The sequence below is a fragment of the Pseudomonas sp. NFR16 genome (assembly GCF_900108875.1).
In the GTDB taxonomy this organism is placed as follows: Bacteria; Pseudomonadota; Gammaproteobacteria; order Pseudomonadales; family Pseudomonadaceae; genus Aquipseudomonas.
This window is the reverse complement of sequence record NZ_FNYJ01000003.1, coordinates 381,477-397,272: the sequence shown is the minus strand read 5'-3', so window position 1 is coordinate 397,272 and position 15,796 is coordinate 381,477. Positions and strand designations below refer to the sequence as shown.

Below are 15,796 nucleotides of genomic sequence, written 5' to 3'. Positions count from 1 at the left end.
CTTCCTCATTAAACCAATACACCGGACTGGCGCAGGGCCTGACGCAGCGGCTCGTGGCAGGACTCGCTGAGCCAGGTGAGCGGCAGACGGATACCGTCCGGCATCAAACCCATCTCATGCAGGGCCCATTTCACGGGAATAGGGTTCGATTCGATGAACAGATTCTTGTTCAGCGGCATCAGTTTTTCATGGATCGCACGGGCTGTGGCGGCGTCGCCAGCCATCGCGGCCTTGCACAGTTCGGCCATGTCACGCGGGGCAACGTTGGCGGTGACTGAAATGTTGCCCTTGCCGCCGAGCAGGATCAGTTCGACCGCAGTGGCGTCGTCGCCGGAGTAGACGAGGAAGTCGCTGCTCACGCCCGCCAGGATGTCCTTGGCGCGCTGCAGGTCACCGGTGGCTTCCTTGATGGCGATGATGTTCTTGACTTTGGACAGACGGATGACGGTCTCTGCGGACATGTCGCACGCCGTACGGCCTGGCACGTTGTAGAGGATCTGAGGAATGTCGACGGCTTCGGCGATGTGCTTGAAATGCTGGTACAAGCCTTCCTGGGTCGGCTTGTTGTAGTACGGCGTGACCAGCAGGCAGGCATCGGCACCGGCGTTCTTGGCATTGGTGGTCAGCTCGACCGCCTCGCGGGTGGAATTGGCGCCTGTGCCGGCGATGACCGGAATGCGGCCTGCGACCTGCTGAACCACGCGGCGAATGACTTCAATGTGCTCATTGACGTCCAGCGTCGCGGATTCACCTGTGGTGCCGACGGCAACAATGGCGTTGGTGCCCTCTTTGAGGTGAAAGTCCACCAGTTTGCTCAGGCTGTCCCAGTCAAGACGACCCTGTGCATCCATAGGTGTGACCAGTGCCACCATACTGCCCGCAATCATGCAAACCGCTCCTGCCGGAAAAAGAGAGCGGTAATGGTACTGGCGCCATGATCCTTGCACAAGGCGAGCATTCCCCTGAGCGACGGTTTTCGCTACCCTTCGGTCTTTGATCGGTACTGGTCATCTGCCCGGCCCGTTCGACTGTTCGTTTTCGTCGTCGCAAACCCCGCCCCAGCGTCGTTATCGCTTGCCGTGACCGGCTCAATAAGCGATATACCGCAGTGGTCCGGATTGAAGTTGCAACGCCTTCGTTCGTCGAATTTGCCGCACAAGCCAATAATGTACCGACCGCTCATCGCTTAGGAATGCTGCATGTCGTCCATCCCCACAGTTCGCGAACAATTCCTTGTCATCAGTGCCCTTGGCGCCAACCCAATGGAGCTGACCAACGTCCTGTGCCGCGCCAGTCATGAAAGCCGTTGCTCGGTGGTCAGCTCGCGCCTCACTCGCCACGGCGAATGCAGCGCGTTGATCCTGCAGGTTTCCGGCAGCTGGGACGCCCTGGCTCGCCTGGAAGGCAGCCTGCCGAACCTGTCGAAGAAGCACGCGTTCACGGTCAACGTGGTGCGCAGCGCATCGCTCGAGAACCGGCCCGAGGCCCTGCCGTACGTGGCGTACGTCAGCTCGGCCTATCGCCCGGACATCATCAACGAGCTGTGCCAGTTCTTCATCGATCACCATGTCGAGCTGGAGAACCTGATCTGCGACACCTATCAGGCACCGCAGACCGGCGGCACCATGCTCAACGCCACGTTCACCGTCACCTTGCCGGCCGGGACCCAGATCAGCTGGTTGCGCGACCAGTTCCTGGACTTCGCCGACGCACTCAACCTCGACGCCCTGATCGAACCATGGCGCCCGCAAGCACCGATGTAAGGAATTCCAATGGCTGTAGAACTCGACCAACCCGTTGCCGACTTTCAGGTACAGGCCACCAGCGAACAGGCAGTGACGCTGTCCGCGCTGAAGGGTCAGCAAGTGGTGATCTATTTTTACCCCAAGGACAGCACGCCAGGCTGCACCACTCAGGGCCAGGGCTTCCGTGACCACCACGCCGAGTTCAAGGCCGCCAACACCGTGGTTTTCGGCGTGTCGCGCGACAGCTTGAAGTCGCACGAAAACTTCAAGGCCAAGCAGGCATTCCCTTTCGAGCTGATCTCGGACAAGGATGAATCCCTTTGCCAGCTGTTCGACGTGATCAAGCTGAAAAAGCTGTACGGCAAGGAATACATGGGCGTTGACCGCAGCACCTTCCTGATCGACAAGAACGGTGTGCTGCGCAAGGAATGGCGCGGTGTGAAAGTGCCCGGTCACGTGGCGGCGGTGCTGGAAGCGGCCCAGGCGCTCGATAAGGCCTGAGTCATCGAGTCTTGCGCATGACCTGTGGGAGTGAGCGTGCTCACGAAGGCTGACGTCCAGCCTGAGAAGAGGCTCTGACTGTACCGGCCTCTTCGTGAGCAAGCTCACTCCCACAGTTACAGCCTTTGTTACAGCAACGGCGCCACGGTCGGTTCGTTTCGCGGCCAGGCGTCCAGCACGGCTTTGCACAGCGTTGCCAGCGGGATCGCGAAAAAGATACCCCAGAACCCCCAAAGCCCTCCAAACAGCAGCACCGCACAAATGATCGCGACCGGGTGCAGACTCACGGTCTGGGAAAACAGCAGCGGCACCAGCACGTTGCCATCCAGCGTCTGAATGATTCCGTAGACGGCCATCAAGTAAATGAACTGATCGCCCCATCCCCACTGAAACAGCGCAATGAAGGCCACCGGCACCGTCACCACCACCGCGCCCACATAAGGGACGACGACTGAAATGCCCACCAGCATCGCCAGCAGTGCTGAGTAATTGAGCCCCATGGTGACAAATGCGATGTAGGTCACCGCGCCGCAGATGAAAATCTCGATGACTTTTCCGCGAATGTAATTGGCGATCTGCCGGTTCATTTCCTCGGCGACCCGGGTGATCAACGTACGCTCGCGGGGCAGATACCCTCTCACCCAGCGGCCGATCATCCGACGGTCCTTGAGGAAAAAGAACACAAGAATCGGCACCAGCACCAGATAGATCATCATGTTGATCAACAGCGGCAGACTGGACAGCGAGAATGTCAGCGCCCACTGGCCGAACTTGCCGATTTCACCGCGCGCCACTTCAATGGCCTGCAACACCTGCTCATCGGACACCAGATGCGGATAACGCTCCGGCAGCAGCAACAGCAGCGACTGCCATTTGGCAAGCATGCCGGGCAGCTCGTTGAACAGGGTGATCAACTGATGCCAGAGCAAAGGCACCAGCACCAGCAGAAACAACCCCAATGCCCCCATGAATAGCGCGAAAACCAACCCCACCGCGCCGCCTTCCGGCACGTGCAGGCGTTCGAGCTGAGCCACCATGCCGTGCATCAGGAATGCCAGCACCAGACCGGCAAGCACCGGGGCCAGCATGCCGCCCAGTGTGAGGACAATCGTGAACGCCAAGACCAACAGCACCGCCAGCACCACGGCTTCCTCATCGGAAAAGTAGCGCTGAATCCAGTCGCGAAGCACTTTGAACATCAAAAATCCTTTGGGAGCGGTGGGATCGAAACTCTCAGGCCTTGCGCAGCCAATACCGATAGATGCCATCGACATCTTCTTCGTGCAACAGCGCATGCCCGGACAACTTGGCAAAGGTGCGGAAATCACGCTGGGATCCTGCGTCCGTTGCGGTGACTTTCAGCACTGCGCCGCTCGCCAGACGATTGAGTTCCATTTTCGCCTTGAGCAGCGGCAACGGGCAGTTCAAACCACTGGCATCCAGTTCGGCATCACAGTGTGCGGGGCGCCCTACAGCGTCAGACATCGTTTCTCTCCGGGTAGGCACATCGTTTACAGAGAAACTGCAAACAGAGCGAGGAAGAACATTCTTACAAGTTTGCAAGAATACCCCACTCTGGTCAGCAAGCCATTGAGCCAGCTACAGTAACGACTTTCTGCCTCAGAGTTTCGTGCATGACTTTTTTGCGCCCCACGCTGCTGACGCTCGCATGCCTGCTGGCTAGCCCTGCTTTTGCAGAAGATGACCTGCCGTCCCTTGGCGACGCCAGCTCCTCTATCGTCTCGCCTCAACAGGAACATGACCTGGGCCGCGCGTGGCTCGGACTGCTTCGCGCACAAGTCGCTCAGCTGTCGGACCCGCAATTGAAGGACTTCGTCGAGACGTCTGTCTATCGTCTTGCCGAAACCAGCCAGGTGCAGGATCGCCGACTCGAGTTCATCCTGATCAACACGCCCGAGATCAACGCCTTCGCGGCGCCCGGCGGCATCATCGGTGTCAACGGCGGCCTGTTCCTGCACGCCGAAACCGAAGGCGAATACGCCGCCGTCCTCGCTCACGAACTCGCTCACTTGTCGCAACGGCACTTCGCCCGTGGGGTGCAGGCGCAGCAGCGCATGCAGGTTCCGGTGATGGCCGCGATGCTGGCGGGCATCGTCATGGCCGCTGCAGGCGCCGGCGATGCCGGGATCGCCGCCATCGCGGGCACACAGGCCGCCGCCATTCAGGAACAGGCGCGCTTCTCTCGCCAGAACGAAGCCGAGGCGGACCGGATCGGCATTCTCAACCTGGAGAAGGCCGGTTACGACCCACGCAACATGCCGACGATGTTCGAACGCCTGGCGCGTCAGTATCGGTACGACGCCAAACCACCGGAATTTCTCATGAGTCACCCGGTGACCGAGTCGCGTATCGCCGACACCCGCAACCGCGCAGAACAGGCGAGCCCCGGCGGCAAGGAAGACAGCCTGGCTTACCAGTTGATGCGCGCCCGCGTGGTGTTGATCTACGAAGAAACGCCGGGCATGGCCGCCAAACGCTTTCGGGCGCAGCTGGCCGAAAACCCGAAAAACGACGCAGCCCGTTACGGCCTTGCATTGGCGCAAACCAAGGCAGGCCAGTTGAACGAGGCGCGCGAGACGCTCAAGCCACTGCTCGACAAAGCACCCGACAACATCACGTACAACCTTGCAGCGGTTAATCTCGACATCTCCAACAATCGCTTGCCCGACGCGCAGCAGCGAGTCGACCGGATGTTGAGCATCTACCCGGACGACTATCCGCTCAACCAGGCGAAGGTCGACGTTCTGCTCAAGCAGTCAAAAGCGCCTGAAGCACTGAAGTCGCTGGAAACCCTGCTCAAACGCCGCCCTGACGATCCGGACATCTGGAATCAGGTGGCCGATACACGCGGACTGTCGGGCAACACCATCGGCCTGCATCAGGCACGCGCGGAGTACTTCGCCCTGATGGGTGACTTCAAGCAGGCGATTCAACAGCTGGAGTTTGCCAAGCGACGTGCCAACAACAACTTCCAGCTGGCCTCGCGAATCGACGCGCGACAGCAGGAAATCATCGCTCAGGAGCGGGCGGTGAAGGAGATGATGAACTAGTAGGAGCTCCGGGCGTTAAGCATTAAGCGTTAAGCCTCAAGCCGCAAGAAAAAGCAGGCTCTCTTGCAGCTTGACGCTTGCGGCTGCTGTCAGGCATTCCCCGAAAGTTTCAGACGCGCAGCCTGGGTAAAATCCAGCATGCGCTGCAGCGGCCTCACGGCCTGAGGAATGACGGCCGGGTCGACGAAGATTTCATTGGTGCCCTCCCGCAGGCACTGCAGCGTCCGCGCCAGCGTGTTCATTGCCATCCAGGGACAATGCGCGCAACTTCGGCAGGCGGCGCCATTTCCGGCGGTCGGCGCTTCGATGAAAGTCTTGTCCGGGCACAGCTGCTGCATTTTGTAGAAGATGCCCCGATCGGTGGCGACGATAAACGTCTTGTTCGGCAGTGTCTGCGCCGCTTTGATCAGCTGGCTTGTAGAGCCCACTGCATCGGCCAGATCGATGACCGACTCCGGCGACTCGGGATGCACCAGGATCGCAGCGTCCGGGTACAGCGCCTTCATGTCCTCCAGCTGCCGCGACTTGAACTCCTCGTGGACAATGCATGCGCCGTCCCAGAGCAGCATGTCTGCGCCCGTTTCGCGCTGGATGTAGCGACCCAGATGCTTGTCCGGTGCCCAGATGATCTTTTCGCCGTTGTCCATCAGGCTCTCGACGATCTCCAGCGCACAGCTTGACGTCACCACCCAGTCAGCACGGGCCTTTACCGCTGCGGAGGTATTGGCATACACAACCACAGTGCGCTCTGGATGTTGATCACAGAACGCGGTGAATTCGTCCACGCCGCAACCCAGATCCAGCGAGCAGGTCGCTTCCAGCGTCGGCATCAGGACGCGTTTCTCAGGGGTGAGGATTTTCGCGGTTTCGCCCATGAAGCGAACGCCTGCGACCAATACGGTTTTTGCAGGATGGTTTTTGCCGAAGCGGGCCATTTCCAGTGAATCCGACACACAGCCACCGGTTTCCTCAGCCAGCGCCTGAATCACTGGATCGCAGTAGTAATGCGCGACCAGCACGGCATCCTGCGCCTTGAGTTCGGCAGCAATCAGTCGACGGTACTCGGCTTCTTCTTCCGGGCTCAGTGGTTTGGGCTGTTTGGCGTCTAGATGCGCCTGTACCAGAAGGCGTTCAGAAATCTGTGTCATGTTCGCAGGCCCTGAATGCGCGTTAGCGCGAACGTCGAGTTTACACCTGTACATCAGGCAACAATTGCGGCGGAAAACCCTCACGGTCATGGAGTTTCCGGCCTTGCGCACGCTTCGTGGAGCGTGCGTCGATAGGGATCCGCTGCACACTCCCCTCCCACTTGACGATCTTTTGAGGATCGATGAGAAGGGTCGCGCAAAGCGGCGGCGAATGTACCATGCAACCTGTTGAGCGATCACTTACCGAGCGCTGCGTACGCCTGCGGGTGCTGCGGTGCAGTGCCGAAGTCCCGCTTCCCGGCAAGCTCCACACGAAAGGCCAATAAACGCTTCGGAAAATCGAGGGCAAAAAAAAACCCGAGAATTCACACTTTCGTGGACCTCTCGGGTTTTGAAGATGGTGGGTCGTGTAGGATTCGAACCTACGACCAATTGGTTAAAAGCCAACTGCTCTACCAACTGAGCTAACGACCCGCTTCGTGGTGGCGCGTATATTACTGATTTTTCTCAGTAATTCAACACCCGATTGCAAAAAAATCAAAAATATCTGGTTGGATCATTCACACCGGCGGCCGCGAAGCCTTCAGCACGCAGGCGGCAGCTGTCGCATTTGCCACACGCACGGCCTTCATCGTCAGCCTGATAGCAGGAAACGGTGAGCCCGTAATCAACGCCCAGGCGCGTACCCGCTCTGACGATGTCAGCTTTGCTGAGCATCTGCAGCGGCGCCTGAATGGTAAAGCCCTGCCCTTCCACGCCTGCTTTGGTCGCCAGGTTCGCCATCCGCTCGAACGACTCGACGAACTCGGGACGGCAATCCGGGTAGCCGGAGTAATCCACTGCGTTCACACCGATGAAGATGTCGCGAGCGCCCAGAACCTCAGCCCAGCCCAGCGCCAGCGAAAGAAAAACCGTATTGCGCGCTGGAACATAGGTCACCGGAATGCCTTCGCCCGGTGTTTCAGGGACCGCAATGCTGCTGTCGGTCAATGCCGAGCCACCAATGCCGTTCAGGTTGAGGCCGATCACCTTGTGCTCGACGACTCCCAGATCCTTCGCTACCCGCTCGGCCGCCTGCAACTCGGCGCGGTGACGCTGACCGTAGTCGAAGCTCATGGTGTAGCAGGTGAAGCCCTCGGCTTTCGCCATCGCCACGACCGTGGCCGAATCGAGCCCGCCGGACAGCAGGATTACCGCTCTTTTCTCAGTCATCAGGTCTTCCCTCATCTCAGCGCCCCGGCTCATCGTTCCAGAGAATTTTGTGCAGCTGCAGTTGCAGGCGCACTGGCAGATTGTCGGCGACGATCCAGTCCGCCAGATCACGCGCATTCAGGTCGCGATGCACCGGCGAAAACAACACTTCACCGGCACGGCGATCCAGTCCGTACTGGATGATCTTCGAGACAGCCCAGTCGTAGTCTTCGCGAGAGCAAATAACGAACTTGGCCTGATCGTTCCGCGTCAGCAGGTCGATGTTCTCGTAGCGGTTACGCGCGACCTCTTTGGAGCCCGGCGTCTTGAGATCGACCACGCGACTGACCCGCGGATCGACCCGGGAAATGTCCAGCGCACCGCTGGTCTCCAGAGAAACTTCGTAGCCGGCGTCACACAGCCGCTGGAGCAGCGGGATCGCGTTGGGCTGAGCCAGCGGTTCGCCGCCTGTGACGCAGACATAGCGCGGGCGGTATCCAGCGACCTGCTCCATGAGCGAGTCGAGTGTCTGGATGGTGCCGCCACTGAATGCGTATTCGCTGTCGCAATAACCGCAGCGCAAAGGACAGCCGGTCAAACGGACGAAAACGGTAGGCAAGCCTGCCGTGCGCGTTTCACCCTGCAACGAATAAAAGACTTCGGTGATTCGTAATGTGTCTTGCATAGGGGCCACGGGCGTAACGGCTAAACAGGCCATCCGCCTCCGTCAGGCACTTTTGTGCACCCTGCGCTCGCAGAATCCACAGAAGCGTAATCAATACCGGAATTTCGGGTGCGAGATTCTAACGAAAAAAGCCGCGCAACGCGCGGCTTTCTTGAACCAGAGGTCAAATCGACAGCAGTCAGAGGCGCTGAAGGTCCCGCTGCGCCAGTTGTGCAGCCGAAGTACCGGGGTACTGGGCGACAACCTGTTGCAAGATGCCTTTGACCTTGTCGGTGTGCCCCAGGCGGCGCTCGACATCGGCAAGCTTATACAGCGAGTCAGGCACCTTGGCGTGCTTCGGGTACAACTGGCTGACCTTGGCAAAGGCCTGACCGGCACCTTGAAGGTCGCCTTTGGCCAGATTGACTTCACCCAGCCAATACTGTGCATTACCGGCGTACTGACTGTTAGGGTATTTACGCAGGAAAGCGGCGAATGCCTGGCTTGCCTTGTCGAAATCCTTGGCTTTGATCAGGTCGAAAGCAGCGTCGTAGTAGAGCTTCTCTTTCGCCGGATCGCCCGGTTCGCTGCTGGTCTGGGGGGCCTGAGAGGCTCCACCAGCGGCAGGCGCCACGGAATTTCCGCCGGCATTGACTGCGCCGTCGGAAGAAGAATTGTTGGCAGCTGGTGCGGCAGCGCCGCCAGCTCCGATGCGGGAATCGAGGTCTTTGTAACGATCCAGCGCTTCCTGTTTCATCTGCTGGATATCGTTCTGCTGGACTTCGACGATTCCGCGCAAGCGCGAAATTTCATCCTGCATTTGTTGCAACTGCATGAACAGCTGACCTTGCGCCGAAGGTTGGGCCGTAGCCCCCCCTCCGGCGTAGGCGCCGGCCGTACCATAACCTGATGGCGGATAACTGCTGCCAGCAGAGCCAGAGTTGTCATCGACCACAGGAACCGCACCCATCGCTGCAAGAGGAAGGGTGAGAGCCAAAACGGTTAAAGCACGGCGGCACGTTCGCATGTCAAATTACTTACGCAGTTCGACGCGACGGTTTTGAGCCCAGGATTGCTCGTCGTTGCCGGTAGCAACTGGACGCTCTTCACCGTAGGAAACGATTTCCAGCTGGGCTGGCGAAACGCCTTGCAGAACCAGGTAGCGTTGAACGGCTTTCGCACGACGCTCGCCCAGTGCCAGGTTGTATTCGCGAGTACCGCGTTCGTCGGTGTTACCTTCCAGAACTACGCGAGCGCCGTTGGCTTTCAGGTCCTTGGCGTGAACGTCCAGAGCGCGCATGGCTTCTGGTTTCAGGTCAGAACTGTCGTATTCGAAGTAGAAAGTGGTGATTGCGCGCAGAGCAGCTTCTTCGCTCAGGGAGCCGTCAACGGCACCCGTGTTTGCGCCGTAACCAGCGTTTGGATCTACAGCAGCGCCTTCACCGGCATTGTCGCCGCCTTTGGACGAGCAACCTACAGCTACAGCCATGGCCAGAGCCAGCGCAGCAAATTTACCAAACTTCAGCATTTCCATCGTGAAACTCCTAATGAACCCCAGTGTGTTAAGTAAAACGTAAAGCGCCGCGTCAGTTCAGGTAAGGGGACCAGGAAGGTTCTCTGACTTCGCCTTGAGCGGTAGGAAGCGGGAGCCTTACGCGTCCGTTAATGGACACGAGCATCAAGACTCCCCGGCCCTGCTGGCGGGTGGCGTAGATTACCATGGTGCCGTTGGGCGCAACAGTAGGCGACTCATCAAGGTTGCTGTCTGTGAGGATTTTTACGCTACCGCGCTGCAAATCCTGAGCCGCTACCTTGAAGTTGGTGAAACCATCTTGACGATGGATCATCACGAGCGTCTTTTCATCAGCCGACAACTTAGGGTTGGCGTTGTAGTTACCGATGAAAGTGACACGCTCGGCGCCGCCACCATTAATGCTGGTTTTATAGATCTGTGGCTTGCCGCCGCGATCGGAAGTGAAATAAAGCGTCGAACCGTCTTTACCGAAGAAAGGTTCGGTGTCGATGGACGAATCATTGGTCACACGCGACAACTGACGAGACGCCAGATTCATCACGTAGATTTCGGGGTTGCCGTCCTTGGACAGCACCATCGCCAGCTTGCTGCCGTCCGGAGACCACGCCGGTGCACCGTTCAGGCCTTCGAAGTTGGTGATCTGCTCACGGCGGCCAGTATCGATGTGCTGAACGAAGATGCGTGGACGCTTCTGCTCGAACGACACATAGGCGATGCGTTTGCCGTCCGGCGCGAAGCGAGGCGACAGGATGGGCTCGCGCGATTGCAGCAAGGTCACGGCGCGGGCGCCGTCATAGTCCGAACGTTGCAGCGTGTAGCGAGTGTTGTTCGCCGCGAAGCGCTCCGCAGTGACGTACAACATGCGAGTGGAGAACGCGCCCTTGATGCCGGTCAGTTTTTCGAACGACTGGTCGGCGATGTAGTGCGCCATGTCACGCAACTGATCATTGGTGCCGGTCACGTTACCGGTCAGCACCTGCTGTTCGGTGGCCACGTTGAACAGCGCGTATTGAACCTGAAGACGACCACCGGCAGGGGTGATGCTGCCCACCATGACGTACTGGGCGCCCAGGGCTTTCCAGTCGCGGAAGATGACTTCGCTCGCCTGACTAGGCTGGCTGATCATGTTTTCCTTTGGAATCGGCGAGTAGTAGCCAGAGTTCAGCAAGTCATTGCCGATGATCTGAGCCATGTCTTCCGGCAGAACGCTGCCGCCCTGCAAGCCAAATGGCACGACTGCAATAGGCGTGGCGCGGTCACTGCCGCTTGTGACCAGAATGTTCTTTTCGTCGGCAGCGGCGAAACCCGCTGCGCAACAAAGAACGACAAGCAATCCTCGAAGAAGGTTAATCACAAGGCTAGGTCCTCAGGTGTGAATGTCATCTTGAATGAACGGTAAGGCGCGAAATCCGAAGGTTTCAGCCCCTGCATCTCTGTCAAACGACCAATGTTCTTGACCGCTGCTACTGCCGAACTGTCGAACGGACCATCGCCGCTGGACTTGCTTACGCTCACCGAAGTGATCGTGCCGTCCGGCAACATTGCGATCTGCAACACGACTGTCATGCCTTTGCGCGCTGAAGGTGGACGTGCCCAGCCTTCCGCAGCCCGCGAGCGAATCAAGTCATCGAAGCTGCCCGCAACCTCGTCGCCCTGTTCATCGGCCAGCGCCTGTTGGCGTTCCGGCTTGTCGGAAAGCAGATCGGCCAATGCTTGCGCCTTCTTATCTTCCGCCGATTTACGGGCAGCATCCTGGGCTTTCTTCTTCGCGTCGTCAGCAGCCTTTTTCTTGGCATCCTCAGCCGCTTTCTTCTTCGCGTCTTCGGCAGCCTTTTTCTTGGCGTCTTCTGCAGCCTGTTTCTTCGCGTCCTCGGCAGCCTGTTTCTTGGCTTCCTCAGCGGCCGCGCGCTTGGCGTCTTCTTCGGCCTTTTTCTTCGCGTCGTCTTCGGCTTTCTTCTTGGCTATATCAGCCAGTTGTTTCTCTTCGGCGGCTTTCTTGGCGTCGTCCGCTTTTTTGGCTTCGGCTTTCTTGGCGTCGTCGGCTTTTTTGGCCTCTTCCGCTTTCTTGGCTTCCTCGGCCTTCTGTTCTTCGGCTTTTTGAGCGGCATCGGCTTTCTTTTGTTCCGCCGCCTTTATCGCCTCTTGCTCAACTTTTTTCTGCTCCATCTGCTCGACTTCAGTCTGTCGTGCAGCGGATTTCTTCGCCTCGCCAGCAAGCTTCTGGTTGGTCTGGGTGGTCGCCTGACTCTTGGACTTCAACTGATAGAGCGTTGCCTGAACGATAGGCTTTGCCTCAGGCAGCTCGGGTGTCATCGCGAAGCTGACGAACAACAGGCCAAAAATCAGGACGTGCAGCGCAACAGCCCAGACAGAGGGCCAGAAGTAGCTTTCCGAGGCAGACGGCTCTCGAATCGGCTGCATCAGGGCGCCTCGGTAATCAAACCAACGTTCCCGACTCCGGCCTTCTGCAACCCGCCCATCGTGCCCATGACGGCACCATAGTCGACGGTTTTGTCGCCACGAATGAACACCTGAGTCTGCTTGCCCGCCTCACGACCGGCCGCGATGATTTTCGTCACGGCGCTGGTCAGCTGCGGCAAGGTCATGGCCTTGTCCATCTGTTTGTCGGTATCGACTTCGCTGCCAAGGTTCCAGTAGTAGGTCTTGTCAGCCTTGATCGAAATGGTCAGGACCTGATTGTTGTTGTCCTGCGGCAAAGCCTCGCTGGAGACCTTCGGCAGATCCACTTTCACGCCCTGGTTGATCATTGGAGCCGTCACCATGAAGATGACCAGCAGCACCAGCATCACGTCGATGTAAGGCACCACGTTCATTTCGGCGACCGGCTTGCGTTTGCCGCGTCGGCCGCGAGCGATTAAAGCCATTGGGAAATACCTGCTCAGTCTTCGCTGGTGTGCACTTTACGGTGCAGGATCGCCTGGAATTCGTCGGCGAATGTGTAGTAACGGCCAATCAGGTTCTCACCGCGCGCGGCGAAACGGTTATAGGCAATTACTGCAGGAATCGCAGCGAACAGGCCGATGGCGGTAGCGATCAGCGCTTCGGCGATACCCGGTGCCACGGTGGCGAGAGTGGCCTGCTGCGCAGTGGCCAGACCACGGAATGAGTTCATGATCCCCCATACGGTACCGAACAGGCCGACATACGGGCTGGTGGAACCGACGGTCGCCAGGAACGGCAGGCTCTGCTCGAGCTTTTCTTCCTCGCGGGAAATGGCAACGCGCATGGCGCGAGCCACACCCTCCATCACTGCATCCGGGTCCACGCCCGGTTGCTGACGCAGGCGCGAAAACTCCTTGAAACCGGCACGGAAAATCTGCTCCACGCCAGAATCGGGATCAGGATTGCTGCCTGCCTGACGATACAGTTTGGACAGGTCGATACCTGACCAGAAACGCTCTTCGAAGCTGTCCAGCGCCCGGCGCCCGGCGCGCAGCATGGCGCTGCGCTGAAAAATCATGATCCACGAGGTGACCGAGGCGGCCACCAGGATCAGCATGACCAACTGTACGACCACGCTGGCATTGCTGACCAAACTCCACATGGAGGAATGGTCGACGACGTTAGCTTCCACGCTGTATCTCCTGCTCTGAATGTGTACCCGCGCCGCCCTGACCGGCAAAGGCCGTGCGCAGAGCTTCGGGAATGGCCCGGGGTTTCAAACTATCGGCGCGCACACACGCCACCAAAAACTGCCCTTCGCAGAGCAGCACATCATCCGCAGCCCGCCTGACCTGTTGCTGAAAGCGCAGGCTGGCGCGGTTCAATTCGATCACTTCGGCGCTGATCAGCAGCTCATCGTCCAGCCGCGCCGGCTTGTGGTAACGAGCCTCGCTGGAATGGACGACGAACAACAGGTTCTCGACACCCGCCATTGCCGACTGGGCGAAACCCAGCTCGCGCAACCGCTCGGTACGAGCCCGTTCCATGAATTTCAGGTAATTGACGTAGTAAACGATGCCGCCGGCATCGGTGTCCTCGTAATAAACGCGACAACGATGTGCGAACGACTGAGCCCCGTTTTGCGCGCGCATACTCTAGTGCTTACTCCTCAGGTTGCCAATCCGGCCAGGCAACTGTTTTTCATCGTTTTTAGCGCCAGACGGCAGGCCGTAATCCAGCGACTGCCCGTCTGACCATGAAACGTACGAATAAATCGGTCAGCGTCATCTTTATTCGTCATCTTCGACCAATTCATCGGCAACCGGCCGCTCCCCCATTCGCGAAGGAATGTTCAGCCCGAAATGCAGGTAGGCGTGACGCGTGACCATGCGCCCGCGAGGTGTGCGCATCATATAGCCTTGCTGGATCAAATAGGGTTCCAGGACGTCCTCGATGGTATGCCGTTCTTCGCTGATGGCGGCCGCAAGGTTGTCGACACCCACCGGCCCGCCATCGAACTTCTCGATCATCGTCAGCAACAGTCGCCGGTCCTGATGATCGAAACCGCGCTCATCGACATCGAGCAGATTGAGCGCCAGGTCTGCGATCGCCTTGGTGATCTGTCCTTTGGCGCGCACTTCGGCAAAATCGCGCACCCGGCGCAGCAAGCGGTTGGCGATACGCGGGGTGCCCCGTGCACGCCGGGCAATTTCGAACGCACCCTCATCCTCGATGTGCAGACCCAGAATACCGGCCGAACGCGACACGATGGTGGCAAGGTCTGCGGTGCTGTAGAACTCCAGACGCTGAACGATGCCGAAGCGGTCGCGCAGAGGATTGGTCAGCATGCCGGCACGGGTCGTTGCGCCCACGAGCGTGAACGGCGGCAAATCCAGTTTGATGGAACGGGCCGCCGGCCCTTCTCCGATCATGATGTCGAGCTGAAAATCCTCCATCGCCGGATAGAGCACTTCTTCAACGATGGGCGACAGCCGGTGGATTTCGTCGATGAACAGCACGTCGTGGGGTTCGAGATTGGTCAGGATCGCCGCAAGGTCGCCGGGGCGCTCGAGCACCGGACCGGAGGTGCTCTTGATGGACACCGACATTTCCTGGGCGATGATGTTGGCCAGGGTGGTCTTGCCGAGGCCCGGCGGCCCGAAAATCAGGGTGTGATCAAGCGCTTCGTTGCGCCCGCGGGCGGCCTGGATGAACAATTCCATCTGCTCACGCACGGTCGGCTGGCCGATATAGTCGGCCAGGCTCAGCGGCCGGATCGCACGATCCAGTTGCTCGTCACGGTCACGCCCGGTCGCGGCGATCAGACGGTCAGCTTCAATCACTTACAGCATCCCCTTGAGTGCGCGGCGAATCAGATCTTCGCTGCTCAGATTCTTGTCCTTGATGGCCGTGACCGCCTTGCTGGCTTCCTGCGGCTTGTAGCCCAGGGAAATCAGCGCGCTGACGGCATCGGATTCGGCAGTCGCCACCGGCGTCGGTGCCCCCGGCCCCTCGGACACCAGTGCGAAGGTGCCTGGCAACGCATCCCAGGCCTTGAAGCGATCTTTCAGCTCGACCAGCAAACGTTCGGCGGTCTTCTTGCCAACGCCCGGAACGCGAGTCAGCGCCGAGGTATCCTGAGCCTGCACGCAACGCACCAGTTCGTCGACTTCCAGCGTCGACATCAAGGCCAGCGCCAGCTTGGGACCTACGCCATTGAGCCGGATCAGTTCGCGAAACATCTCGCGATCGCGCTTCTCATAGAAACCGAACAGCAAATGAGCGTCCTCGCGGACCACCAGATGCGTATGCAGCGTCACGGTTTCGCCCAGATGAGGCAGACGATAAAGCGTGGTCATGGGCACTTCTACCTCATACCCCACACCGTTGACATCAAGCACCAGATGCGGCGGCTGTTTCTCGACCAACGCACCGCGTAAACGTCCAATCACGTATCAGATCCTTTCCGTTAGCCCGTCGTTGCGCTAGCCCACGCTCAACCCAGGCCGTCATGTTTGCAGGACTCACATGAGCCGCAA

General features: G+C 59.0%; 18 protein-coding genes and 1 tRNA gene. 3 read left to right on the top strand and 16 right to left on the bottom strand.

All coding sequences use genetic code 11. The annotated features are described in order from the left end of the window. Positions 1-8: 8 nt before the first annotated feature. Positions 9-887 carry a 4-hydroxy-tetrahydrodipicolinate synthase gene (gene dapA / locus BMZ10_RS14795; RefSeq protein ID WP_093463532.1) on the bottom strand — a complete coding sequence of 293 codons (879 nt, stop codon included), beginning with the start codon at positions 885-887 and terminating at the stop codon, positions 9-11. 312 nt (positions 888-1,199) lie between these two features. Between dapA and BMZ10_RS14790 the strand changes: the two genes are divergently transcribed. Beyond that, positions 1,200-1,763 carry a glycine cleavage system transcriptional repressor gene (locus BMZ10_RS14790; protein ID WP_093463530.1) on the top strand — a complete coding sequence of 188 codons (564 nt, stop codon included), beginning with the start codon at positions 1,200-1,202 and terminating at the stop codon, positions 1,761-1,763. Between the two features lie 9 nt (positions 1,764-1,772). Continuing rightward, a complete protein-coding gene (locus BMZ10_RS14785; RefSeq protein ID WP_093463528.1) occupies positions 1,773-2,246 on the top strand; it encodes a peroxiredoxin in 474 nt (157 codons plus the stop codon). A gap of 128 nt (positions 2,247-2,374) precedes the next feature. Here the strand turns inward: BMZ10_RS14785 and BMZ10_RS14780 are convergent, their stop codons facing one another. Further along, positions 2,375-3,445 carry an AI-2E family transporter gene (locus tag BMZ10_RS14780; protein ID WP_093463526.1) on the bottom strand — a complete coding sequence of 357 codons (1,071 nt, stop codon included), beginning with the start codon at positions 3,443-3,445 and terminating at the stop codon, positions 2,375-2,377. 34 nt (positions 3,446-3,479) lie between these two features. Next, the gene (locus BMZ10_RS14775) at positions 3,480-3,731 is read right to left on the bottom strand and encodes a sulfurtransferase TusA family protein (RefSeq protein ID WP_093463524.1); all 252 of its coding nucleotides are present in this window, start codon (positions 3,729-3,731) and stop codon (positions 3,480-3,482) included. A gap of 149 nt (positions 3,732-3,880) precedes the next feature. Between BMZ10_RS14775 and BMZ10_RS14770 the strand changes: the two genes are divergently transcribed. Continuing rightward, a complete protein-coding gene (locus BMZ10_RS14770; RefSeq protein WP_093463521.1) occupies positions 3,881-5,317 on the top strand; it encodes a M48 family metalloprotease in 1,437 nt (478 codons plus the stop codon). An 89-nt stretch (positions 5,318-5,406) separates the two neighbouring features. Here the strand turns inward: BMZ10_RS14770 and nadA are convergent, their stop codons facing one another. The 13 genes from nadA to ruvA all read right to left on the bottom strand — a co-directional run bounded on the left by nadA (position 5,407) and on the right by ruvA (position 15,709). Next, the gene (gene nadA, locus BMZ10_RS14765) at positions 5,407-6,465 is read right to left on the bottom strand and encodes a quinolinate synthase NadA (RefSeq protein WP_093463519.1); all 1,059 of its coding nucleotides are present in this window, start codon (positions 6,463-6,465) and stop codon (positions 5,407-5,409) included. Positions 6,466-6,863: 398 nt separating this feature from the next. Beyond that, positions 6,864-6,939, bottom strand: a tRNA-Lys gene (locus tag BMZ10_RS14760). Between the two features lie 63 nt (positions 6,940-7,002). Beyond that, positions 7,003-7,677: a 7-cyano-7-deazaguanine synthase QueC gene (queC, locus tag BMZ10_RS14755; RefSeq protein WP_177182128.1), complete on the bottom strand. Its 675-nt coding sequence runs from the start codon at positions 7,675-7,677 to the stop codon at positions 7,003-7,005. A gap of 16 nt (positions 7,678-7,693) precedes the next feature. Next, positions 7,694-8,341, bottom strand: a complete 648-nt coding sequence (gene queE / locus BMZ10_RS14750; protein WP_093463513.1) for a 7-carboxy-7-deazaguanine synthase QueE — start codon at positions 8,339-8,341, stop codon at positions 7,694-7,696. 178 nt (positions 8,342-8,519) lie between these two features. Next, positions 8,520-9,347, bottom strand: coding sequence for a tol-pal system protein YbgF (gene ybgF / locus BMZ10_RS14745; protein WP_093463510.1), 828 nt, complete (start codon positions 9,345-9,347; stop codon positions 8,520-8,522). Between the two features lie 6 nt (positions 9,348-9,353). Then, the gene (gene pal / locus BMZ10_RS14740; RefSeq protein ID WP_093463507.1) at positions 9,354-9,854 is read right to left on the bottom strand and encodes a peptidoglycan-associated lipoprotein Pal; all 501 of its coding nucleotides are present in this window, start codon (positions 9,852-9,854) and stop codon (positions 9,354-9,356) included. A gap of 52 nt (positions 9,855-9,906) precedes the next feature. Then, positions 9,907-11,208, bottom strand: coding sequence for a Tol-Pal system beta propeller repeat protein TolB (gene tolB / locus BMZ10_RS14735; RefSeq protein WP_093463504.1), 1,302 nt, complete (start codon positions 11,206-11,208; stop codon positions 9,907-9,909). Beyond that, complete coding sequence (gene tolA / locus BMZ10_RS14730) at positions 11,205-12,275, bottom strand: cell envelope integrity protein TolA (protein ID WP_093463501.1); 1,071 nt, start codon at positions 12,273-12,275, stop codon at positions 11,205-11,207. The genes tolB and tolA overlap by 4 nt, the downstream gene beginning before the upstream one ends. Then, the gene (gene tolR, locus BMZ10_RS14725) at positions 12,275-12,730 is read right to left on the bottom strand and encodes a protein TolR (RefSeq protein WP_177182142.1); all 456 of its coding nucleotides are present in this window, start codon (positions 12,728-12,730) and stop codon (positions 12,275-12,277) included. Before tolR ends, tolA begins: the two co-directional genes overlap by 1 nt. Positions 12,731-12,753: 23 nt before the next feature. Continuing rightward, entirely contained in the window at positions 12,754-13,449 is a 696-nt protein-coding gene (gene tolQ / locus BMZ10_RS14720; RefSeq protein WP_074752669.1) for a protein TolQ, read from the bottom strand. Next, a complete protein-coding gene (gene ybgC / locus BMZ10_RS14715) occupies positions 13,439-13,909 on the bottom strand; it encodes a tol-pal system-associated acyl-CoA thioesterase (protein ID WP_093463495.1) in 471 nt (156 codons plus the stop codon). The genes tolQ and ybgC overlap by 11 nt, the downstream gene beginning before the upstream one ends. Before the next feature lie 138 nt (positions 13,910-14,047). Beyond that, positions 14,048-15,100: a Holliday junction branch migration DNA helicase RuvB gene (ruvB, locus tag BMZ10_RS14710; RefSeq protein ID WP_093463492.1), complete on the bottom strand. Its 1,053-nt coding sequence runs from the start codon at positions 15,098-15,100 to the stop codon at positions 14,048-14,050. Further along, positions 15,101-15,709, bottom strand: coding sequence for a Holliday junction branch migration protein RuvA (gene ruvA / locus BMZ10_RS14705; protein ID WP_093463489.1), 609 nt, complete (start codon positions 15,707-15,709; stop codon positions 15,101-15,103). It abuts the gene before it with no gap. Between the last annotated feature and the right edge of the window lie 87 nt (positions 15,710-15,796).

Excerpts from the sequence above, each read along its gene's own strand:
- BMZ10_RS14775 (WP_093463524.1), bottom strand. The coding sequence starts at position 3,731 with ATGTCTGACGCTGTAGGGCGCCCCGCACACTGTGATGCCGAACTGGAT.
- queE (WP_093463513.1), bottom strand. The coding sequence starts at position 8,341 with ATGCAAGACACATTACGAATCACCGAAGTCTTTTATTCGTTGCAGGGT.
- dapA (WP_093463532.1), bottom strand. The coding sequence starts at position 887 with ATGATTGCGGGCAGTATGGTGGCACTGGTCACACCTATGGATGCACAG.
- BMZ10_RS14790 (WP_093463530.1), top strand. The coding sequence starts at position 1,200 with ATGTCGTCCATCCCCACAGTTCGCGAACAATTCCTTGTCATCAGTGCC.
- pal (WP_093463507.1), bottom strand. The coding sequence starts at position 9,854 with ATGGAAATGCTGAAGTTTGGTAAATTTGCTGCGCTGGCTCTGGCCATG.
- nadA (WP_093463519.1), bottom strand. The coding sequence starts at position 6,465 with ATGACACAGATTTCTGAACGCCTTCTGGTACAGGCGCATCTAGACGCC.
- tolA (WP_093463501.1), bottom strand. The coding sequence starts at position 12,275 with ATGCAGCCGATTCGAGAGCCGTCTGCCTCGGAAAGCTACTTCTGGCCC.
- BMZ10_RS14780 (WP_093463526.1), bottom strand. The coding sequence starts at position 3,445 with ATGTTCAAAGTGCTTCGCGACTGGATTCAGCGCTACTTTTCCGATGAG.
- BMZ10_RS14770 (WP_093463521.1), top strand. The coding sequence starts at position 3,881 with ATGACTTTTTTGCGCCCCACGCTGCTGACGCTCGCATGCCTGCTGGCT.
- queC (WP_177182128.1), bottom strand. The coding sequence starts at position 7,677 with ATGACTGAGAAAAGAGCGGTAATCCTGCTGTCCGGCGGGCTCGATTCG.
- ybgF (WP_093463510.1), bottom strand. The coding sequence starts at position 9,347 with ATGCGAACGTGCCGCCGTGCTTTAACCGTTTTGGCTCTCACCCTTCCT.
- ybgC (WP_093463495.1), bottom strand. The coding sequence starts at position 13,909 with ATGCGCGCGCAAAACGGGGCTCAGTCGTTCGCACATCGTTGTCGCGTT.
- BMZ10_RS14785 (WP_093463528.1), top strand. The coding sequence starts at position 1,773 with ATGGCTGTAGAACTCGACCAACCCGTTGCCGACTTTCAGGTACAGGCC.